The sequence below is a fragment of the Mycobacterium kyorinense genome (assembly GCF_002101735.1).
GTDB classification, from domain to species: Bacteria; Actinomycetota; Actinomycetes; order Mycobacteriales; family Mycobacteriaceae; genus Mycobacterium; species Mycobacterium kyorinense.
Genome location: NZ_LQPE01000147.1, coordinates 63406 through 82269 on the forward strand (window position 1 = coordinate 63406; position 18864 = coordinate 82269).

At 67.3% G+C, this 18864-nt stretch carries 23 protein-coding genes; 8 read left to right on the forward strand and 15 right to left on the reverse strand.

What is annotated here, in order from left to right; all coding sequences use genetic code 11:
- The first annotated feature begins 51 nt into the window (after window positions 1-51).
- Window positions 52-744, forward strand: coding sequence for a GntR family transcriptional regulator (locus AWC14_RS20160; RefSeq protein ID WP_045375535.1), 693 nt, complete (start codon window positions 52-54; stop codon window positions 742-744).
- On the opposite strand, the gene AWC14_RS20165 is transcribed toward AWC14_RS20160, so the two are convergent.
- Both AWC14_RS20165 and AWC14_RS20170 read right to left on the reverse strand, forming a co-directional pair.
- Window positions 741-1184, reverse strand: a complete 444-nt coding sequence (locus AWC14_RS20165; protein ID WP_045375533.1) for an SRPBCC family protein — start codon at window positions 1182-1184, stop codon at window positions 741-743. The genes AWC14_RS20160 and AWC14_RS20165 overlap by 4 nt on opposite strands.
- 54 nt (window positions 1185-1238) lie before the next feature.
- On the reverse strand, window positions 1239-1712 hold the full coding sequence (locus AWC14_RS20170; RefSeq protein WP_142281773.1) for an acyl-CoA thioesterase: 474 nt from the start codon (window positions 1710-1712) through the stop codon (window positions 1239-1241).
- Between the two features lie 14 nt (window positions 1713-1726).
- On the opposite strand from AWC14_RS20170, the gene AWC14_RS20175 reads away from it, so the two are divergent.
- Window positions 1727-2833: an alcohol dehydrogenase catalytic domain-containing protein gene (locus AWC14_RS20175; RefSeq protein ID WP_045375599.1), complete on the forward strand. Its 1107-nt coding sequence runs from the start codon at window positions 1727-1729 to the stop codon at window positions 2831-2833.
- Here the strand turns inward: AWC14_RS20175 and AWC14_RS20180 are convergent.
- From AWC14_RS20180 to AWC14_RS20220, 9 genes are all read right to left on the reverse strand, one after another.
- Window positions 2823-3707, reverse strand: coding sequence for an alpha/beta hydrolase (locus tag AWC14_RS20180; RefSeq protein WP_045375531.1), 885 nt, complete (start codon window positions 3705-3707; stop codon window positions 2823-2825). The genes AWC14_RS20175 and AWC14_RS20180 overlap by 11 nt on opposite strands.
- Window positions 3707-5179 carry a flavin-containing monooxygenase gene (locus AWC14_RS20185; RefSeq protein ID WP_193393790.1) on the reverse strand — a complete coding sequence of 491 codons (1473 nt, stop codon included), beginning with the start codon at window positions 5177-5179 and terminating at the stop codon, window positions 3707-3709. Before AWC14_RS20185 ends, AWC14_RS20180 begins: the two co-directional genes overlap by 1 nt.
- Entirely contained in the window at window positions 5161-5889 is a 729-nt protein-coding gene (locus AWC14_RS20190) for an SDR family NAD(P)-dependent oxidoreductase (protein WP_045375527.1), read from the reverse strand. The genes AWC14_RS20185 and AWC14_RS20190 overlap by 19 nt, the downstream gene beginning before the upstream one ends.
- Window positions 5886-6635, reverse strand: a complete 750-nt coding sequence (locus AWC14_RS20195) for an HpcH/HpaI aldolase family protein (protein ID WP_045375525.1) — start codon at window positions 6633-6635, stop codon at window positions 5886-5888. Before AWC14_RS20195 ends, AWC14_RS20190 begins: the two co-directional genes overlap by 4 nt.
- Window positions 6632-7600 carry a zinc-binding dehydrogenase gene (locus AWC14_RS20200; RefSeq protein ID WP_045375523.1) on the reverse strand — a complete coding sequence of 323 codons (969 nt, stop codon included), beginning with the start codon at window positions 7598-7600 and terminating at the stop codon, window positions 6632-6634. Before AWC14_RS20200 ends, AWC14_RS20195 begins: the two co-directional genes overlap by 4 nt.
- 1 nt (window position 7601) lies before the next feature.
- Window positions 7602-8813, reverse strand: coding sequence for a cytochrome P450 (locus tag AWC14_RS20205; protein WP_045375521.1), 1212 nt, complete (start codon window positions 8811-8813; stop codon window positions 7602-7604).
- On the reverse strand, window positions 8810-9514 hold the full coding sequence (locus AWC14_RS20210; protein ID WP_045375519.1) for an NIPSNAP family protein: 705 nt from the start codon (window positions 9512-9514) through the stop codon (window positions 8810-8812). The genes AWC14_RS20205 and AWC14_RS20210 overlap by 4 nt, the downstream gene beginning before the upstream one ends.
- Window positions 9514-10035, reverse strand: coding sequence for a hypothetical protein (locus tag AWC14_RS20215; RefSeq protein WP_045375517.1), 522 nt, complete (start codon window positions 10033-10035; stop codon window positions 9514-9516). The genes AWC14_RS20210 and AWC14_RS20215 overlap by 1 nt, the downstream gene beginning before the upstream one ends.
- 70 nt (window positions 10036-10105) lie before the next feature.
- Window positions 10106-11275, reverse strand: a complete 1170-nt coding sequence (locus tag AWC14_RS20220; protein ID WP_045375515.1) for a CaiB/BaiF CoA transferase family protein — start codon at window positions 11273-11275, stop codon at window positions 10106-10108.
- Window positions 11276-11358: 83 nt separating this feature from the next.
- On the opposite strand from AWC14_RS20220, the gene AWC14_RS20225 reads away from it, so the two are divergent.
- Window positions 11359-12462, forward strand: a complete 1104-nt coding sequence (locus AWC14_RS20225; protein ID WP_045375513.1) for a phosphotransferase — start codon at window positions 11359-11361, stop codon at window positions 12460-12462.
- Window positions 12459-12965 (forward strand): TetR/AcrR family transcriptional regulator, encoded by a 507-nt coding sequence (locus AWC14_RS20230; protein WP_045375511.1) that lies wholly within the window; start codon window positions 12459-12461, stop codon window positions 12963-12965. Before AWC14_RS20225 ends, AWC14_RS20230 begins: the two co-directional genes overlap by 4 nt.
- Window positions 12966-12988: 23 nt before the next feature.
- Here the strand turns inward: AWC14_RS20230 and AWC14_RS20235 are convergent, their stop codons facing one another.
- A complete protein-coding gene (locus tag AWC14_RS20235) occupies window positions 12989-13219 on the reverse strand; it encodes a FitA-like ribbon-helix-helix domain-containing protein (RefSeq protein WP_045375509.1) in 231 nt (76 codons plus the stop codon).
- Window positions 13220-13258: 39 nt separating this feature from the next.
- Here AWC14_RS20235 and AWC14_RS20240 point away from each other — a divergent pair, with 39 nt between their 5' ends.
- Complete coding sequence (locus tag AWC14_RS20240) at window positions 13259-13939, forward strand: DUF427 domain-containing protein (RefSeq protein WP_045375508.1); 681 nt, start codon at window positions 13259-13261, stop codon at window positions 13937-13939.
- On the opposite strand, the gene AWC14_RS20245 is transcribed toward AWC14_RS20240, so the two are convergent.
- Window positions 13928-14809 (reverse strand): acyl-CoA thioesterase, encoded by an 882-nt coding sequence (locus tag AWC14_RS20245; protein WP_045375506.1) that lies wholly within the window; start codon window positions 14807-14809, stop codon window positions 13928-13930. The genes AWC14_RS20240 and AWC14_RS20245 overlap by 12 nt on opposite strands.
- 68 nt (window positions 14810-14877) lie before the next feature.
- Here AWC14_RS20245 and AWC14_RS20250 point away from each other — a divergent pair, with 68 nt between their 5' ends.
- From AWC14_RS20250 to AWC14_RS20260, 3 genes are read left to right on the forward strand one after another with little or no spacing between them, the layout of a single operon-like run.
- Window positions 14878-15342: a polyketide cyclase gene (locus AWC14_RS20250; RefSeq protein ID WP_045375597.1), complete on the forward strand. Its 465-nt coding sequence runs from the start codon at window positions 14878-14880 to the stop codon at window positions 15340-15342.
- Entirely contained in the window at window positions 15339-16151 is an 813-nt protein-coding gene (locus AWC14_RS20255; protein WP_045375504.1) for an SMP-30/gluconolactonase/LRE family protein, read from the forward strand. Before AWC14_RS20250 ends, AWC14_RS20255 begins: the two co-directional genes overlap by 4 nt.
- A 10-nt stretch (window positions 16152-16161) precedes the next feature.
- Window positions 16162-16974 (forward strand): thioesterase family protein, encoded by an 813-nt coding sequence (locus AWC14_RS20260; RefSeq protein ID WP_045375502.1) that lies wholly within the window; start codon window positions 16162-16164, stop codon window positions 16972-16974.
- A 3-nt stretch (window positions 16975-16977) separates the two neighbouring features.
- Here AWC14_RS20260 and AWC14_RS20265 read toward each other — a convergent pair whose 3' ends face one another.
- Window positions 16978-18201, reverse strand: coding sequence for a cytochrome P450 (locus tag AWC14_RS20265; RefSeq protein ID WP_045375500.1), 1224 nt, complete (start codon window positions 18199-18201; stop codon window positions 16978-16980).
- The gene (locus tag AWC14_RS20270) at window positions 18198-18827 is read right to left on the reverse strand and encodes an SDR family NAD(P)-dependent oxidoreductase (RefSeq protein WP_052425514.1); all 630 of its coding nucleotides are present in this window, start codon (window positions 18825-18827) and stop codon (window positions 18198-18200) included. Before AWC14_RS20270 ends, AWC14_RS20265 begins: the two co-directional genes overlap by 4 nt.
- Window positions 18828-18864 lie beyond the last annotated feature (37 nt).

Below are 18864 nucleotides of genomic sequence, written 5' to 3' on the forward strand. Positions count from 1 at the left end.
TTCGTGTTGTCTGGGTCACATTATGGTCTTGGTGCCACGAAGACAAGTCCTGTGAACGCGCCCGCTTCCGCGCATCCTCGTAGTCGGCTTCCGCTGCGCCGGGCGCAGTTATCCGACGAGGTCGCAAAACATTTGCGGGCCGCGATCATGTCGGGCGCCCTGGCGCCGGGGATGTTCATCCGGCTCGACGAGACCGCTGCCAGGCTCGGCGTGAGCATCACCCCCGTGCGCGAGGCGCTGCTGAAGCTGAGCGGCGAGGGCATGGTGCGGTTGGAGCCGCACCGCGGTCATGTGGTGGTGCCGCTGACTCGCCAGGACGTCGACGACATTTTCTGGTTGCAGGCCACGATCGCCAAGGAGCTGGCCGCGACGGCCGCGCAGCGGATGACCGATGCCGAAATCGACGAACTCGAACGGATCAACCAGTCGTTGGCGGCGGCCGTCGCGTCCGCCGACGTCGACGCGATCGCGTCCACTGAGTTCGCGTTTCACCGGGCGTTCAACCGTGCCACCGGCCGGATCAAGCTGGCGTGGTTTCTGTTGCATGCCGCGCGCTACATGCCGCTGCGGGTCTACGCCGCGGACCCGAGTTGGGGTGAGGCAGCCGTGGAGAACCACCGGCAGTTGATCGCCGCATTGCGCCGCCGCGACGCCGCGGCCATCGTGGAGCACACCAACTGGCAGTTCGTCGACGGCGCGCGCCGGCTCACCGACAAGCTGGACGACAGCGGGATCTGGGACTAACGGTTGGCGGCCAGCTGCTCGGCGCGTTTCTTGAGATTCTCCGCCAGGTAGTCCAGCACGTTGTTGGCCATCGACTTGACCATCGGCTTGGGCACCGACATCTCGGTCTCGACATCCATATCGACGGTGAGCAGCGATGTCGATCCCATCTCGACCACGCTGAACAACTGCTCCTGTTTGGTGAACAGGTCGCCCTGCTGCATGACGGTCTGAATCTGGTTCGGGCTGGGGTAGTACACCGCTTGGATGTAGGTGCCTTCGATGCCCTGCCACGCCGCGTCGAGCCGTAGCTGGCTCGGCCGGCCGTCGTCGTAGCGGGCCAGCACCCACAGACCCTTGATCTCTTCGTTCCATTGGGGATACGACTCGAAGTCGGCGACGATGGCCATGATCGAGGCCGCGTCGGCGGCGACTTCGACGGTCTTGCTCACGATGGGCATTGGGCTAGGTTATCCGACGCGAATTAGAAGCCCGGGCCGTGATTTCGCAGGGTGCTAAGACTCCACGCAGGCCGTCGACAGCAGGGCCCGGATGGGGTCGGGAATCGGTTGCGGTTTGCGGCTGGTCCGGTCGACGTAAACGTGCACCCAGTGTCCGAGCGCGGCGACCGCCTGTTGTTCGCCGTCAGCGAGTTCTTCGCCGGCACGGAACACCCCCAGGCGATAGGTGACGCTGCTGCGCCCGAGGCGAGTAACCGCCAGGCCGACGACCAGACGCTGCGGGAAGTGCAGTTCGGAAAAGTAGCGACAGCCCGATTCCGCGACGATGCCTTGCACGGGCGCGGTGACGGGATCCAAGTCGACGTTCGTGTTGATCCAGGCGTTGATCGCGGTGTCGAAGAGTTGGTAGTAGACCGCGTTGTTGAGGTGGCCGAACATGTCGTTGTCAGCCCATCGGGTGAGCACGGGCCAGAGCACCAGAAAGTCGCGGCTGGTCAGGTTGTCCGGTGTGGGCGGAACTGACGTCATGGTTGTATTCGAACATGCTGCAAATCCGCGGCGCCGTCCTGGAGCACATCGGCTCGCCTCGGCCGTACGCGACGTCCCGGCCGATCAATGTCACCGACGTCGACCTGGCACCGCCCGGCGCGGGTGAGCTGCAGGTCCGCATCGAGGCGGCCGGCGTCTGCCATTCCGACCTGTCGGTGGTCGACGGCAATCGGGTCCGGCCGGTGCCGATGCTGCTGGGGCACGAGGCAGCCGGGATTGTCGAACGCGTCGGCGACGGCGTTGGTGACCTGAGGGTCGGCCAGCGGGTGGTGATGGCGTTCCTGCCGCGCTGCGGGCAGTGTGCGGCCTGCGCCACCGATGGGCTGACGCCGTGCGAACCAGGCAGTGCCGCCAACACCGCCGGCACACTGCTGGGCGGCGGAATGCGGTTGTCCCGCGACGGGCAGCCGGTGTATCACCACCTCGGTGTGTCGGGTTTTGCGACGCATGCAGTGGTCCACCGCGCCAGCGTCGTCCCGGTGCCCGACGACGTTCCGCCCGGTGTGGCGGCGCTGCTGGGGTGCGCGGTGCTGACCGGCGGCGGTGCAGTGCTCAACGTCGGTGCGCCGCGGCCCGGGCAGACGGTGGCCGTCGTCGGGCTCGGCGGTGTCGGCATGGCGGCGGTGCTGACTGCGTTGGCGCACAACGACGTCCGCGTGGTCGCGATCGACCAGCTGACTGACAAGCTGACGGCCGCACAGGGACTCGGCGCGCACGAGACCTATACACCGCAGGCCGCCACTGAGGCCGGCGTCAAGGCGCCGATCGTCGTCGAGGCGGTCGGCCACCCCTGCGCGCTGCAGACGGCGATCGAGCTGACCGCCCCGGGCGGTCGGACCATCACGGTGGGGCTGCCGCCCCCGGATGCCCGGATCAGTGTGTCGCCGTTGGGTTTTGTCGCCGAGGGCCGGTCGCTGATCGGCAGCTACCTGGGCTCAGCGGTGCCGGCGCGTGATATTCCGCGGTTCGTGGAGTTGTGGCGCGCGGGCAGGTTACCGGTCGAGTCACTGGTGTCGTCGCGGATCGGGTTGGACGACATCAACGTGGCGATGGATCACCTGGCCGACGGGATTGCCGTGCGGCAACTCATCACTTTTTGAATGCGCGGCGCAGCGCCAGGGCCTGCAGATCGAACAACTGCTGCGACACCTCCCAGTCGGGCAGCAGTGAGTCGAAGCCGTGACAGGTTCCGGGAAAGACGTGCAGTTCGGTGGCGACGCCGGCGCTCAGCAGCCGTGTTGCGTAGTCGAGCGCTTCGTCGCGAAGCGGGTCGAGCTCCGAGCAGGTAATGAGAGTCGGTGGCAGGCCTGCAAATTCGTTCTGCCGGGCCGGCACAGCGTCGGCCGATGGCGCCGTCGGACCGAGGTAGTGCTGCCACATCAGCTCGGCGGCGGGACCGTCGAACGCCGGCGTCGCTGCGAATTCGCCTTTCGAGGGGGTGGGCCGGTCGTCGAGCGCCGGCTGGTGCAGCAGCTGGAACGCCACCGCGGGCCCGGCCTGTTGCGCGAGGCACGCCGCCAGCGCGGCGCCCGCGCTGTTGCCGGCGACCGCAACTCGCGACCGGTCGACATTCAGTTCGCCCGCATTGCCGATCACCCACTTCAGCACCGCGGCAACGTCGTCGAGCGCGGCCGGGTACGGGTGCTCCGGGGCCAGCCGGTAGTCGACCGACACCACCGTGCAGCGGCCCCGCTTGGCCAGCTCCACACATTGCCGGTGGTCGATGTCGAGGTTGCCCAGCACAAACGCCCCGGCGTGGCAGTAGACAACGACGGGCGCGGGCGACGGCCCGCCGCGGTAGATCCGCACCGGAACCGACCCGGCGACGGCGTCGCAGATCCGCAAGCCCGTGGTGTCGTCGGTTTCGGCGGCGGCGCGCCGGCGCTCGTTGAGCGATTCGCGGGCCGGCCCGATCGCGGACAGGTCGGTGCGCGTCAACGGCAGCGCGCGCAAAACCGGATCGAGTCGGTCCACTAGCGGGCCTCGGCGGGCTCGAAGGTGAAGTCGGCGGGCTTGAATCGGCGCGTCATGCTCCAGAAGGCGCGCGCGCTGCGCGGCCACTGCGTGACGACGCGCCCGTTGGCTGCGCGAAAGTAGTTGCTGCACTGGGTGGTCCACACCGTGCCCTGCATCCATTGGTCGATCTTGGCGAGGAATCGAGCCATCGCGTCGGGCCGCACCGATACATACCGCTTGCGTTGGCGCCGCAGGTATTTCACGGCCCGCACGATGTAGCGAGCCTGCGCCTCCAGCACAAAGATCACGCTGTTGGAGCCGACGTTGGTATTGGGCCCGTAAAGCATGAAGAAGTTCGGGAATCCGGGCACCGCCATGCCCAGATAAGCGTGGGCGCCGTCGCACCAGACGTCGCGCAGCGCTACCCCACCCTCGCCGATCACGTCGATCTCGCCGAGATAGTCGGCGGCGGCGTAGCCAGTGGCGCAGACCACGACGTCGACGTCGCGTTCGCCGCCGTCCTCGGTGACCAAAGAGCGGGCGCGCAGGGCGCGTGCCGGGCTGCTCAGCACCTCGACGTTGGGTTGCGTCAACGCCTGCAGGTAGTCGGAGGAGAAGACCAGCCGCTTGCAGCCCATCGGATGATCTGGGGTCAGCGCGCGGCGCAGCTGCTCGTCGTCGACGGTGTTCTCCAACAGCCGCAGCGCAATCGAGGTGAACTCGTGGGTCTTGTCGCTGCCGTGTTCGATCACCGAGATGTTGGCCTCGCTGCGCAGCCATAGGCGGGTGCGGTACAGCTTTTTTGCCAACGGGACGTGAGCGAAAACCCAACGCTCCCTGCGGGTATATGGCCGATCGGGTTTGGGCAGTATCCACGTCGGCGAGCGCTGCACCGAGTAGACCTTTGCGGCGACCTTCGCCAGCTCGGGCACCAATTGGGATGCGCTCGACCCGGTTCCCAGAATGGCAACCCGCGCGCCGGTGAGGTCGACGGAATGATCCCAGCGCGCGGAATGCATCACCGTTCCGGTGAACGGCTCTTCCTCGACTAGAGGCGGCATCACCGGCCGGGTGAACAACCCGACGGCCGACACCACGATGTCAAAGCAATGCTGCTCCCCTGCTGCGGTGGTCAGCCACCACTGTTGTGTGTCGGCGTTCCAGTGGGCCGAGCGAATCTCGGTGCCCAGCCGCAGATGTGGGTCCAGCCCGTACCGTTCGGCGCAGCGTTCGAAGTACGCCAGGATTTCCGGCTGCCCCGACCATAGCCGCGACCAGTGCGGGTTCAACTCGAACGAGTAGGAATACAGATGCGACTTGACGTCGCAGGCCAGCCCGGGATAGGTGTTGATCCGCCAGGTTCCGCCGACGCCATCCTCCCGGTCGAAGATCGTGAAGTCGCGAAAACCGGCTCGCCGCAGCAATATTCCCAAGGCGAGACCGCCCGGCCCGGCACCGATGATGCCGACCTTCATGGAAGCTGCAGGCATTGGCCACCGTCGACGACGAGCTCGGCGCCGGTGATGAACGACGCCTGGTCCGAAACCAGGAAGGCGACGGCGTCGGCTACTTCGGCCGGCTGTCCGATGCGCCCGGAGGGTGACGTCGCCGCCAGCCGCGCCTGAGTGGCGTCGTCGAGCATCGGCGTCGCGATCGGGCCGGGGAACACGGCGTTGACGCGGATCTTGGACGGCGCGAGCTCGGCGGCGGCGATCTGGGTGAGCCCCCGCAGTCCCCACTTCGCCGACCCGTACGCGCTGTGCCCCGGGAACGGACGCAGCGCCCCGGTGCTGCATGTGTTGACGATCGCCGCACCCTCCGCGGCCCGCAGGTGAGCCAGGGCGGCGCGGATGCCCAGGAAGGCGCCCAGACAGTTGACCCGCCACGCAGTTTCGAATCCCTCGACCGTTTCCTCGGCGATCGGCGCGCGATGCAGCAGCCCGGCGTTGTTGACCAGAGTGGTCAACCCGCCGAACCGGTCGACGACCGTGGTGACGGCTTGTTCCCATTGCGACGGCGACGTGACGTCGAGCGGGACGGCGACGACCCCGTCGTCGTGCAGCTCCTCCACCGCGGCTGACAGCTGCTGAGTGTTCACATCGCAAGCCGCGACGCGAAAACCATTGGCGCGCAGCCGTTGCACAATGGCCCAGCCTTGGCCGCGGGCGGCCCCGGTGACGAGTGCGACCCGCCGGCTCACGACGATGCTTCCTTGAGGAATTCCGCCGCGCCGCGGCGCAGCGCCTGGGATTCCGCTGCCAGGGTGATCATCTGATATCCCAGGCCGGCCATCGCACGCCCGTTGACACCGGTCCCCGCGTGGATTCCGGTGACCCGGTTCGCCGCCGTCGCCGTGCGCTGAATGCGCGCGATGGCGTCCAGCACCTCTGGGTGGCCGGCGGACTGGCGCACGTCGACGCCCATCGACAGCGCCAGGTCGGCGGGTCCGACGTAGATGCCGGAAAGTCCTGGCACGGCGCAGATTCGCGCCAAGTCGGTCAGCGCCGCGGCGGTTTCGATCATCGCGAAGACACTCACCCGCTCCTCCAGCGCCGCGGTGTCGTAGCCCAGGCTTGCCCGCAGCGGACCGAAGCTGCGCACCCCGGTCGGCGGGTATCGGGTGGCAGCCACGCCGGCGGCGGCCTGCTCGGCCGATTCGATCATCGCGATGACGATGCCGTCGGCGCCGGCGTCGAGCACGCGTCCGATCGGCGCCGGGTCAGCCGACGACAGGCGCACCACGGTCGCGATCGGCACATGTTCGAGGCGGCGCAGCATACTGGCGATGTCGGTGTCGTCGAGATAGCTGTGCTGCGCGTCGAACCCGACGTAGTCATAACCGGCCCGGGCGAATTCCTCGGGGCCCATCAGCGTGGGCCCGGTGATCCAGCCGCCCCAGATCGGCGTCTTCCGGCCGAGTTCTTGCTGCAGACGACTGGGAGTCATGCGGTGTCCACGATCGCGATCTTGACCCGGTCCGGTTCCGGGCGGCAGGCCAATTCGAATGCTGCTTGCACGTCATCGATGTCGAAGGTGTGCGTCAGGTAGGCTGCATGCAGCTCAGGGTGCTCGGCGGCGAATTTGCCCGCGAGGTCCAGCATTCGCCGCCGGTCCAGCGTCACACCGGATTTCAGTGTCAGGTTGTTCCGCAGCATGGTGCGCATGCTGATCGGATAGCTGTCGTCGTCGGCGACGCCGAAGTAGAACACGGTGCCGCCCGGCGCTGCCGCCTGGATGGCATGGTTCAAAGTGGCGACCTGGTGGCCGACCGCTTCGATCACGATGTCCGGCCGGTCGACCAGTTGGCTGACCCACCGGTCGCTGGTGGCGCGCACCATGGTGTCGACGCCGAATGTCGTTGCTACGGCGGACCTGTCGACGGGGTCGACACCGGTGACTTGTTGGGCGCCGGCCGCTTTGGCCGTGTAGGAGAACAGCAGCCCGATCGAGCCCTGGCCCAGGATCGCGACATGGCGGCCGGCCAGGTCGGGCAACTGCTCGAGCGCGTAGAGCACACACGCCAGCGGCTGCAATACGATCGCCTGCTGTGGTGTGAGCGCCGGGTCGTACGGGGCAAGCCCGTCGCCGTCGCTGACCAGCCGCTCCATCAGCCCGTCGAATCCGGACGCCCACCCCACCACGCGATCGCCCGGCCGATGCTCGGGATGGCGGCTGGCGATCACTTCGCCGGCGACCTCGTGAATCGGGTAGCCGTCCTTGTCGGCGGCGTTGCGGCCGTCGTCCCCCGGAAGCCGGCCCCGCACACCGCGAAACGCGGGCAGGTCGCTGCCGCACACCCCGGCGGCCAGGAACCGCAGCAGCACCTGGCCCTCGCCTAGCTCGTCCGGCGTCTTCTCGGGGATCGAGGTCCGCTCGAACTGATACGGGGCGGTGATCCGGTATGACCACACGTCAGACCTCCACCGGGACGCTGCTCCAGCCCCACTGGAAGCTGGACGGGGGCCGGAACGCGTCTTCGCTGTTGACGCGGTAGTCCGGAACCCGTCGTAGCCACTCCTGAACCATCACCGAGATCTCCAGGCGGGCGAGGTGATAGCCCAGGCAGAAATGCTGGCCGCGGCCGAACGCCAGCGACCGCTGGATCGGCCGGTTCCAGATGAAGTCGTCGGGTTGTGGATATTCCTGCTCGTCGCGGTTGGCCGACGCCAGCAGCGTGATGATCCGCTGCCCCGGCCGGATCGTGGTGCCGTGGATCGTGAACGGTTTTCGCACCGTCCGCGCAAACCATTGCGCCGGAGCGCAATAGCGGATCATCTCCTCGCGGGCGATGGGCACATTGGTCTCCGGGTCCGCGCGCACCGCGGCCAGCTGCTCGGGACGCCGGCTGAGTTCCCACAGTCCCTGGGCGACGATCTTGGGCACGGTCTCCGTCCCGCCGATCAGGATGCACAGCAGCTGGGTCGCGGTCTCGACGTCGTCGAGTTCGCTGCCATCGGGCAGCCGGTAGCCGAGTAGCCCGTCAACGACAGGGAGTTCGCCCTCGGACGGGTTGGCACGCCGCCGTTTGACCACCGGGGTGAGATATTCCAGGTAACCGGGGCGGGCCTGGGCGGTGTCGACACCGGTGTCGGGCTGGGGCAGGCTGCCGGCGTTGACCGCGGCGAGGATGTCGGCCGCGAGATCGGTTGGCAGGCCGAGCAAGTCGCACACCATCGAGGCTGCCACGATGCCGCCGTAGTCTTGGGTGAGGTCGAAACGGCCCCGCGGCAACAGCAGGTCGAGCCGCTCGTTGGCCAGGCGTCGGATCCGTTCTTCCAGCTGGCCGACCGGCCTCGGCCGCAAGGGCTGGCTGTGTGCGCGGCGGACGCCGTTGTAGATCGGCGCGTCGAACACGGCGTGAAACGGCAACGGATGCCACGGCGGGTCGGGCACCGGCCCGTCGTTGTGCCGGGCCAAAACCGTTGCGGCGGGCAGGGTTCCCTCCGAAGCGACGAATGTGCCGTCGTTGACCTCCAACACCTGCCAGATGTCGTCGAAGCGCGACAACGCGTAGGTGTCCCACTGCGGCAGGTAATACAGCGGATACTGCTCTCTCAGCACGCGGTAGTAGGGCAGCGGGTCGGCCATCACCGCCGGGTCGAACGGGTCGTAAGAGAAACTCATCGCAGCGGCGAGGGCGGCAGTGCCTGCAGAATCGAGTCTTCCCAGCCGTCGCGCAGCGCCGGGGCCACGCTCATCCAGGTGACGATCTCGGCGGGCGGGTTCTCTTTCCACGACGGGTAGTGCTCCGCGAAGCATTCCCAGCCGCCGTCGAGCGCCCAGTAGTGGATGACCTCGTTGTAGCGGAACGTGGTGGTGAACGAGCCGAGCCAGCGCTTGCCCGTCCGTTCCGACCACGGCACGTACAGCCGCTCCAATTCGCGGATGTAGTCGTCCTGGCGGCCGGGTTTGGTCTGCATGATCTCCTGAATCACCAGGGACGCATCGAATTTCGCGTCGGTCAGCTGGGACAGGGTCTTGTTGCTGGGCCCCGGATACATGATGCGTCCCTCGCCCGACGCCCTGATTTCGGCGAGGAACGCCGACCATTTCGCCGCCGGCGCCTCGTGGCTGCCGCCGCGCGCCTGGGCGGCACCGATCCGCGCGTAGTCGGCGAATCCGTCGATCTCCCAGATGATCGTGACCTGCGGCCAGTGGCCGTTGTAGGGCGTGGTTTCCCACATGGCAAACAACCGGGCGCCCAGGTCGGCCATCATCGGGTGGTAGGTGTCGTCGAACACCTCGGTGAACTGGTCGCTGCGCCCGGAGCCCAGCGCGACGGTCTCGTGGAGGTAGAGCAGGGTGTGGCTGTAGTACTTGCGCATCAGACCGACAACCAGGTGTTCTGGTCGCTGCGCAATGTTTCGATCGGACCGACCGTCGCCGAGTTGCCGGCCGAGCCAAGGGCGTGGCGTTTGAATACGCGCGCCGCAGCACTCAACCGATGGTGCACAGCCGTCGTCGCACGATCGACGCCGCGCGGCCACTCGTCGCCCCACAGCGTCACTTCGGTCAGGCTGTGGTCCAGCGCCTTGAGCACCGCGTCGCGGATGCCCGCATCGGCCGCGAAAGCCTCTGCGCCGACGGCTAACCCCGCACCGCCGACAAGATCTGCCTGCCACTCCAGGGTCCGCACACCCAAGATCTGCAGCGGCCGCGCATCGAATGGCGCGGGAAGCAGCACGCTGACCTCCCAGCCGGCCATCGCCCGGTCGAACAGCCATCCTCCGGCCGACAGCACGACATCGACAACGTCGCAGGCCACGACGTCGAGCCGATAGTTCAGTTCACGGCTGCGCGAACAGCTGGCCGGTGCAGCGCCGAATGCCACGGTCGGCGTCGTCATCGCATCATCCTTGGTGCGTAGCGGGCAGAGCGACTACAGCGTGACACTTTTAAGCGAAACTGTAAAGTCTCTACTTGTCCCGGCGGGCCCGCAGTTCGGCCAGAATTTCGTCGGTGTGCTCGCCCAGAGCAGGCGCGGTCGAGCGCGGCTCCCAGGGCGTGCCGTGAAAGTCGACCGGCGTCGCGATCATCGGCACACCGCCGTCGCCGTACGGCACATGCACGAGGCCGCCGCCGGCGTGGAACTGCTCGTCGGCGATCACATCCTCGACCGTGTTGATCGGCGACCAGAACAAATCCGGTTCGCAGGCAAAGGTTTCCGCCCACTCGTCCAGCGATTTGGTCGCGAAGATCTCGTCCAGTTCGGCGATGAGCTCGGCGGCGTTGGCGGCACGCGCCCGGGGCTGCGCGAAGCGTGGATCGGTCAGCCAGTCGGAGCGACCGACCGCCCGGCACAGCGGCGGCCAATGTCGCTCACCTTCGAGCCCCACGATCCAGAACCGCCGGCCGTCGCCGGCGGTGTAGTTGTTCATGCAGGGGTTGCCCATCGACTCGCGCTGCCCGATCGCGATCGGGTGGCCGGTGAGCAGAAAAGTGTTGAGGTCGAAGCTGACGGTGTAGACGCCCTGCCGGTACAGCGACGTGGTCACCAGCTGGCCGGTCCCGGTGCGGGTGCGGGCGATCAGCGCCGCGCAGATCGCCGCGGCCAGGGTCATGCCCGCGGTGTGGTCGCCCATCCCGCCGCGCTGGAACGGAGGTGTGTCGCCGGGACGGGTGAGTAGATGCGCCAGCCCGGCGCGAGCCCAAAACGCCGCGATGTCGTAGGCGGCTCGGTCGGCGTCCGGTCCCGTCAGCCCGTAGCCGGTGATCAAGCCGTACACCAGGGCGGGGTTGCCCGCGGCCACGCTCTCGTAGTCCAGGCCCAGCCTGCGCAGCGCACCGGGACGGATGTTGGTCAGGAAAACGTCTGCGTCGCTGAGCAATTCGAGTGCGGTGCCGCGGCCGTCGTCGCTGGTGAGGTCCAGCACGATGCTGCGTTTGGAGCGGTTGTCCATTTCGAACGGCGGGCTCGTCCCGTCCTCGACCCCGAGCATCCGGCCGAACATGCGGGCCGGATCGCCGGTCGGCGGCTCGATCTTGACGACGTCGGCGCCCCAATCGGCGAGGATGCCGCCGGTGGCCGGAGCCGCCACCCAGACGCCGAGCTCGACGACCCGCATGCCTTCCAGTGGTCCCGCCACCAGGGCCCCCAATCGTGTTTACACTTTTGCTTTGATTTGTAAGCTAGCCGGGTACGCTAGCGGAATTAGGAGGCTATCGACCGGTGGCGAGCAATGTGGTGGGTCTGGCCGTACACCTCGGCCGGGGCTTGCAGCGCGTTGCCACCGATGCCGTGCTGGGCGGGTTCCGGTCGTTTCCGCGGCGGGTCGCCGACCTCGACGAAGCAGTATTGTCGCGGCTGTTGGGCCGGACTGTGACATCGGTGTCAGTCCTCGACGGCGACGCGGGCACGTCCTCGCGCGCCCGGCTGGCGCTCACCGGCGACGGCGTGCCCGCCTCGGTATTCGTGAAGATGCCGGCCGAAACGGCCGCGACGCGGCTGATGGGTGAGCTGGGCCGACTCGCGCACACCGAAGTCCGCTTCTACAGCCAACTTTCGCCGCAGCTGACCGGGGTGCCGAAGGCGTATGGCACCGCATTCGATCCGTTGACCGGTCGGTACGTGCTGGTGCTGGAGGATCTAGCGGTTGGCCGGTGCAACTTCCCCGACACGTTGCATCCGCTCGACAAGGACCAAGCGGCTCTGGTCGTCCAGCTGCTCGCGCGGTTGCACGCGTCCTTCTGGGAGCGACTGCCCGCCTGGGTCTACAGCGCGTCGGGTGACCACACGTCGCTGTTGACCGGGTCGTTGCTGAAGGTTTCCGCGCGCCGGCTGGCCGAGCGCACGTCGATACCGGTGGAAGCGGGTCGCTTCATCGACGACAACTATCGCGCCGCGGCGGCGCTGATCGACACGCCGCCGCACACGGTGATGCACGGAGATGCCCACCCCGGCAACGTCTACTTCCGCCACGGCGAGGCCGGACTGCTGGACTGGCAGGCGGTGCGCCGCGGTCATCCCAGCCGCGAACTGTCCTACACCCTGATCACCGGCATGACCACCGAGGATCGGCAGGCAAGCGAGCGTGACCTGCTCGACGAGTATCGGCGGGCGCTGGCCGCGGCCGGTGGGCCGCAACTGGACCGCGACGAGTTGTGGGACCGCTACCGGACGGCCGCGCTGTATGCCTATGTGGCTTCGCTGATCACCGCGGGCATGGGCGGGATGCAAGCCGAACGCATCGCGCTGGAAGGGGTGCGTCGCGGCGTCGCCGCACTAGAGGATCTGGACACCGTGGCCCTGCTCGAGAAGTCGCTGTCGGCATGAGCACCCGCGACCGGATCTTGATGGCCACCACCGAAGTGCTCAGCCGCAACGGCAGGACCAAACTAAGCCTGTCCAATGTCGCTGCGCAGGCGGGGGTTTCGCGGCCGACGCTGTATCGATGGTTTGCGTCCAAGGAGGAGCTGCTCGACGCGTTCGGTGACCACGAGCGCCAGATGTTCGACACCGGCATCAGCCGGGCGACCGCGGGCTTACACGGGACCGACAAACTCGACGCGGCGTTGCGGTTCATCGTGGAATACCAGCAGTCCTACTCGGGCGTCCGGCTGGTCGACGTCGAGCCCGAAGTCACCATTGCCCAACTGTCCGAGGTCATTCCGGTGATGCGAACACGTCTGCAACGGCTGCTGCCGGGCCCGAATGGAGCGGTCAAGGCGGCGACCGCGATCCGGGTGGCGGTATCGCACTATCTGGTGCGCAGCGACGACGGCGACCAGTTTCTGGCACAGCTTCGCCACGCGGTGGGGCTCAAAACCACTGACTGACCACTCAGGTCAATACGCTCGCATCAACGACGATCACCTTGTTCCCGAAGGTGCTCTACCGCCGAGCGGAATGAGACGGAGCCGCCTTTCCGGATCGCCACGTGGTCCAGTACCTCATCGAGAGTCGGCTGAGCCGCTTCCGCGATGAGCCGACTGCGCAGGTACTCCTGCAGAGACTGGTGTGCGCGTGCGGCGCGCTCACGCAAGACCCGGTGGGTTTCTTCCGGCACGTCTTTGATCTGCACGCTCGGCACGGCGCCATTATGGCGCTACTAGCGCCATATCGTATAGGCATGAGCCTTGTGGCCGGCAGAGGACCGCTGAGCCCTGACCCGGCGGGTCGGTTTTCCGCTCCCGTGCCGCCCGACTTGGTCTACGTCGAGCCGCACCCTCGTCGCGTGCAGGCCCTCAAAGGCGGACGCACGGTCATCGACACCGAGCGGGCATTGCTGGTGCACCGCCCGAATCACCCACTGTCATACGCGTTTCCGGCCGAGGTGGTCGGCGGACTTCCTACCGAGCCGGAGCCCGAGGCGCCCGGCTATGTCCGGGTGCCGTGGGATGCGGTCGACACCTGGATGGAGGAAGGCCGCACGCTCGTGCACTACCCGCCCAACCCGTATCACCGGGTGGACTGCCGTCCGACGCGGCGCCGACTGCGTGTCGAGGTCGCCGGGACGATGCTGGTGGACACCGAGGACACGGTGATTGTGTTCGAGACGGCGCTAGCGCCGCGGCTTTATGTCGACCCATCGTTGGTCCGCACCGATCTACTGCGGCCTACCGAGACGTCGACCTACTGCAATTACAAAGGGACAGCGACGTATTGGGCTGCGGTCATCGGCGACACGGTTGTCGACGACGTCGCCTGGAGCTACCCGGACCCGCCGCCGGAAAGCCTGCCGATCAAAGGGTTTCTCAGTTTCGACGCGTCGCGGGCCGACGTCGTCGCGGAGCTGCCGTCACAACCGTGACTGGACCGCGATCGTGGTGTCGATCTGCCGCATGGGACGAATCAACGCCTCCTGCGTAAACGACGCAAGCAATTCGCCCTCTTCGGTGTGCACCATGCCGCGGATGTACGACATTCCCGCACCCACCTGAGTGCTTTCGTGCGAGTACAGCAGCCAGCCGTCCCAGCGCACCGGTTCGTGGAAGCTGACCGTGACCGTCATCGGCGCCGTCGACACCGTCAGGTGCGACTGGCTGGTGCCGATACCCGCGTGCGCCCGCATCGTGGTCGAGATGCCCAGGTGGCCCGTGAAGTACGCGAGCAACGCCTTGGCCAGGTCGTCGCGCGTCGGGATCGGGTCGTAGTGCAGCCATGCGTACAACTCCGGCGGGCCCACCTCGTCGGGGCTGTTGACGTCGACGACGTCGACCAGCCGCAGCTCCCGACCGGCCATCGGCATCTCCGAGGGGTTCGCCTCGGCGGGCCCGGCCACCTCCGGCCGCGGAATGTGGTGGCGGATGACGTCCGGTGACGGGACGTCGGCCAGCACCGTCATGGTCACGCACCGGCGCCCGTTCTGCATGGCCGCCACGACCGCCGTGGCCGTCGACCGGCCCTCGTGCACCACGTCGATCTCGAATTCGACCGGCGGTCCGACGACGACAGCACGGACAAACACCGCGTGCGCGGATCGCACCGACTTTTCCGGAAACCGTTTGGCCACAGCGACAATCGCCTGTGCAAGCACCTGGGTGCCTTCCACTACCTGGCGCTCGTCGGCTCCGGCGAGCCCGGTGTCGGCGACAAACCGGTTGTCACCGTCGGCGCGCACGTCGAACAAATCAAGCAGGCCCGTGACGGACCACTGGGTCTGATCGGCATCGGTGGTCATGGCCTACAGCGTGACACTTTAAGGCATATATGTAAAGCTAACCCAGGCCCCGCACGAGAGGTATGACATTGGGCATCGTCACCACCAGTTCCGAGACAGCCTTCGGCCACCCCGCCGCGGCCGTCTACGACTTCGTCACCAACCCGGCCAACTGGACCAAGACCTATCCCGGCAGCGCCCACATTGGCGAGCTGCCCCAGGTTCCGCTGAAGATCGGCGACACCTGGGTGGAGGCGGGCCCGGCCGCTGACAAGCTGTTCACCTGGCATCTCGCCATTGCCATGCGGCCCAAGCTGTTCGTGTTCAACTCGGTCGGCCGTCTGAGCCACGACCGCGACGGCAACGGCGGCCTCGAGGGCCGCATGACGGTCGAGTATCACTTCACCAGCCCGGGGCAGGGCGTCACGCTGTTCCGGCGCACGATGACGATCGAGGCCTACAAAGAAGCCCCGCTGCCCGACATGTTTTTCCGGATCGTCAACCCCGCCAACATCGACGCCTACCACGCGGCCGTCGCGCGAGAACTCGCATGAAGCCCCTGGCCAACGGATTCTGCTTCGGGGAAGGCCCGCGGTGGTTCGAGGGACTGCTTTGGTTCTCCGACATGCTCGACGAGGCCGTGCACACCGTCACCCTGAGTGGCGCGGTCACCACCTTGCCCCTGCCCGGTCACACACCGTCCGGGCTCGGCTTTCGCCCGGACGGGTCGCTGCTGATCGTCTCCGCCGAAGACCGGCAGGTGCTGCGCTACGACGGCGAAACCGTCACTCCCGTCGCCGATCTCGCCAACACGGTGCCCGCCAACCTCGGGGACATGGTCGTCGACGACGCCGGGCGCGCCTACATCGGGTCGCAGGCGTTCGAGGGCGGCGTCATCGTGCGCCTCGATCCCGACGACGCGGTCACCGTCGTCGCCAAAGACCTCGATTTCCCCAACGGGATGGTGATCACGCCGGACCGCAGGACGTTGATCGTCGCCGAGTCGATCGGCCGGCGACTCACCTCGTACACCATCGACGAGGCAGGCGCCCTACATGACCGCCGTGTTTTCGCGGACGGACTCGACGGCCCGCCGGACGGCATAGCGCTCGACGCGCAGGGCGCAGTGTGGACGTCGATGACGCTGGCGCACCAGTTCGAGCGAATCACTCTAGGCGGCACCGTGACTCATCGCATCGACATCGGCGAGCGCGCCGCGATCGCCTGCACGCTCGGCGGGCCGGAACGCCGCACCCTGTTCCTGCTGTCGAGCGCCGATGCCTACCCCGAACGGCTCAAAGGAACCCGGCTCTGCCAGCTCGACACAGTGACCGTCGACGTCCCGGGCGCCGGCCTGCCCTGAAAGGTGCACCATGACCGATTCGTACTACGAACTGCTCGACGCCGACGACCAGCTCGGCGAAAAGTTCAGAGCCACGGATCTGGTGCGAAGCACCTGGTCGGCTGCCATCCAGCACGCCGCGCCGGTGTCGGCGTTGTTGGTGCGGGCCCTCGAGCGCTACGCGCAGCGCGACGACACTCGGCTGAGCCGAGTGGTGATCGACCTCTTGGGTCCCGTACCGGCCGAGGGCGACATCTGGGTGCGCGCGCAACTCGACCGCGCTGGCAAGCAGATCGAGTTGGTCAGCGCCGAAATGCTGGGCCCCGGACCGGACGGGCAGCCGCGGCCCGTCGCGCGCGCCAGCGGCTGGCGGCTGCAGCACCTCGACACCCAGAAGCTGGTCCGCGCCGGCGCTTCGCCGCTGCGCCCGCCGAGCGAGGCCAAAAGCCGTGACCTCGCGAAGGATTGGGATCCCAACTACGTGCACAGCCTGGACTGGCGCTGGCTCACCGAACCGCTGAACAATGGCCCCGGCGAATCCTGGATCAGGCCCACCGTCGACCTCGTCAAGGGCGAGACGATGACACCCCTGGAACGGCTGTTCGCGGTGGCCGACGACGCCAACGGCATCGGCTCCAAACTCGACATCACCAAGTGGACCTTCCTCAACACCGACCTCGTCGTGCACGTGCACCGGGTTCCCGCCGGGCAGTGGATCGGTATCCGCGCCGAAACCAATTACGGCCCCGACGGGATCGGCACCACGATCGGCACGCTGTTCGACGAACAGGGCCTGGTCGGCGGCATCCAGCAGTCGGTGCTGGTGCGCCGACGTCCGGGCTGAGCGCTACCGGACGAAGGCCGGGACCCGCTTGACGCCATGCACGAAGTTGCTGAAAAGGTAATCCGGCTCGCCGAACTCGACCCGCTGCAAACGTTTCAGCAACTCGCGGAACAAATGCCGCAGCTCGATCTTGGCCAGCCGGTTACCCAGGCAGAAATGCGGACCGCCGCCGCCGAATCCCAAGTGCGGGTTGGGTGAGCGTCGCAGATCGAAGGTGTGCGGCTCGCCGAAGACCTTCTCGTCGCGGTTGGCCGAGCAGTAGAACAAGCCCAGCTTGTCACCGGCCTTGATCGGTTGGCCCGCGATCTCGGTGTCGGTGCTGGCGAACCGGGCGAACTGCATCACCGGTGTGGCCCACCGCACGAATTCCTCAATGGCCAAACCGATTCGGCCGTCGAAGTCCTCCAGCAGCCAGTCGCGCTGGGCAGGGTTGGCCGCCAGCGCCATCATCGCGTGCGTCGTCGTCTGCTTGGTGGTGTCGTTGCCGGCCGAGGCCAGCAGCACCAAAAAGGCGCCCACTTCCTCGTCGGTCAACCGGTGGCCGTCGACTTCCGCGTTGACGATGCTGGTCATCAGGTCGTCGGCCGGATGGCGCCGCCGGAACTTGGCCAACTCGATGCCGCAGGTGCTCAAGAAGATCATCTCGTCGACGGTGTCGGCGGCCCGTTCCTCGAGCGTGCTGTACTCGTCATCGCTCATGCTGAACAGCTTTTCGGCCGCCTTGGCCACGGTTTCGCGGTCCGACGGTGCGATACCGAGCATGTCGGAGATCGTCATCATCGGCAGCCGCGCCGAGCAGGCCGCGACGAAGTCGACCTCTCCGGCGCCGACGAGATCGTCGACGACGCTGACCGCGTTCTTGTGGATCTGGTCCTCGATCAGCCGGATGTTTCGCGGGGTGAACGCCGAGCTGATCAGCTGGCGGTAGATGGTGTGCTGCGGCGGATCCATCGTCAGGAAGAACGTCGCGATGCGCTGCACCTCGGCGGGCATCGGATCGAGCGCCACCCCCTGCGCGGAGCTGAACAGCTCGGGGTGCTGGCTGGCGTAGACGATGTCCTCGCGGCGCGTCAGCGCCCAAAACCCGGGCTCCTCCACGGGAAATAGCGATGGCAGCGGCGGATGCCAGGTCAGTCCCTCGGCCGCGCGGAGTTGGGCGAAGGTGGCGTCGCGGACGGCGAACGGCTGACTCCAGAAATCCCGCGTCGAGATGTCCGGTGTTGTCATCGAATGTCTGGCTCCTTGCTCAATCTCGGCGCGGCGACTGGTGGGACGATCTCGACGTGCCGCAGGTGCATTCGCCCGCGGGAGCCCACCATGGCGGCGACCAGACGCCCGACGTCATCGGGCACCACCGGGCTTCCGGTCGGCGCCGAGCGGATGAGCGACGCCCGCACGCCGGTACCGATGAATTCGGCGTCCAGCGCCGCCATCCAGGTGTCCAAATCTCGCTGCGCCCCGCGCGGCGGCGGCCCGACGAGCTCGGGGCTGACCAGGATCACGTCGCCACGGCCTGCCTCGACCATCGGTGGAATCACTTGTGCCGCAAGGTGTTGCGCACCGACCCAGGAGCCGTCGCCGAGTCCCGCGCCGGTGACCAGCACGTCGACCTCGCCGACCAGATAGCGGGCAGACTCGACGAACCGGTCGATCGAGCACGTGTCGGCCAGATCCAGGTGCGCGGCGAACGCCGCCGCACCCGACACCCGTAGCCGGGTGGCCAGCCGCTCACAGATGTCGACACGGCGGGCGCCCATCAGCACGAGATCGCCGCGGCGGGCCAGTCGGCCAGCGGTAGCCAGCGCGACCGGCGAGGCGGCCTCGGTAACCACTACGGCGCGAAACTCGGTCATGACCTGCTTGTCGTAGCTAAAATCTGGGGGTCGACGA

Coding starts and splice junctions, on each gene's coding strand:
- AWC14_RS20205 (WP_045375521.1), bottom strand. CDS start 8,813: ATGAGTTTCTCTTACGACCCGTTCGACCCGGCGGTGATGGCCGACCCG.
- AWC14_RS20210 (WP_045375519.1), bottom strand. CDS start 9,514: ATGCGCAAGTACTACAGCCACACCCTGCTCTACCTCCACGAGACCGTC.
- AWC14_RS20255 (WP_045375504.1), top strand. CDS start 15,339: ATGAAGCCCCTGGCCAACGGATTCTGCTTCGGGGAAGGCCCGCGGTGG.
- AWC14_RS20170 (WP_142281773.1), bottom strand. CDS start 1,712: ATGACGTCAGTTCCGCCCACACCGGACAACCTGACCAGCCGCGACTTT.
- AWC14_RS20230 (WP_045375511.1), top strand. CDS start 12,459: ATGAGCACCCGCGACCGGATCTTGATGGCCACCACCGAAGTGCTCAGC.
- AWC14_RS20270 (WP_052425514.1), bottom strand. CDS start 18,827: ATGACCGAGTTTCGCGCCGTAGTGGTTACCGAGGCCGCCTCGCCGGTC.
- AWC14_RS20215 (WP_045375517.1), bottom strand. CDS start 10,035: ATGACGACGCCGACCGTGGCATTCGGCGCTGCACCGGCCAGCTGTTCG.
- AWC14_RS20175 (WP_045375599.1), top strand. CDS start 1,727: ATGCTGCAAATCCGCGGCGCCGTCCTGGAGCACATCGGCTCGCCTCGG.
- AWC14_RS20195 (WP_045375525.1), bottom strand. CDS start 6,635: ATGACTCCCAGTCGTCTGCAGCAAGAACTCGGCCGGAAGACGCCGATC.
- AWC14_RS20240 (WP_045375508.1), top strand. CDS start 13,259: ATGAGCCTTGTGGCCGGCAGAGGACCGCTGAGCCCTGACCCGGCGGGT.
- AWC14_RS20265 (WP_045375500.1), bottom strand. CDS start 18,201: ATGACAACACCGGACATCTCGACGCGGGATTTCTGGAGTCAGCCGTTC.
- AWC14_RS20165 (WP_045375533.1), bottom strand. CDS start 1,184: ATGCCCATCGTGAGCAAGACCGTCGAAGTCGCCGCCGACGCGGCCTCG.
- AWC14_RS20245 (WP_045375506.1), bottom strand. CDS start 14,809: ATGACCACCGATGCCGATCAGACCCAGTGGTCCGTCACGGGCCTGCTT.
- AWC14_RS20260 (WP_045375502.1), top strand. CDS start 16,162: ATGACCGATTCGTACTACGAACTGCTCGACGCCGACGACCAGCTCGGC.
- AWC14_RS20185 (WP_193393790.1), bottom strand. CDS start 5,179: ATGCCTGCAGCTTCCATGAAGGTCGGCATCATCGGTGCCGGGCCGGGC.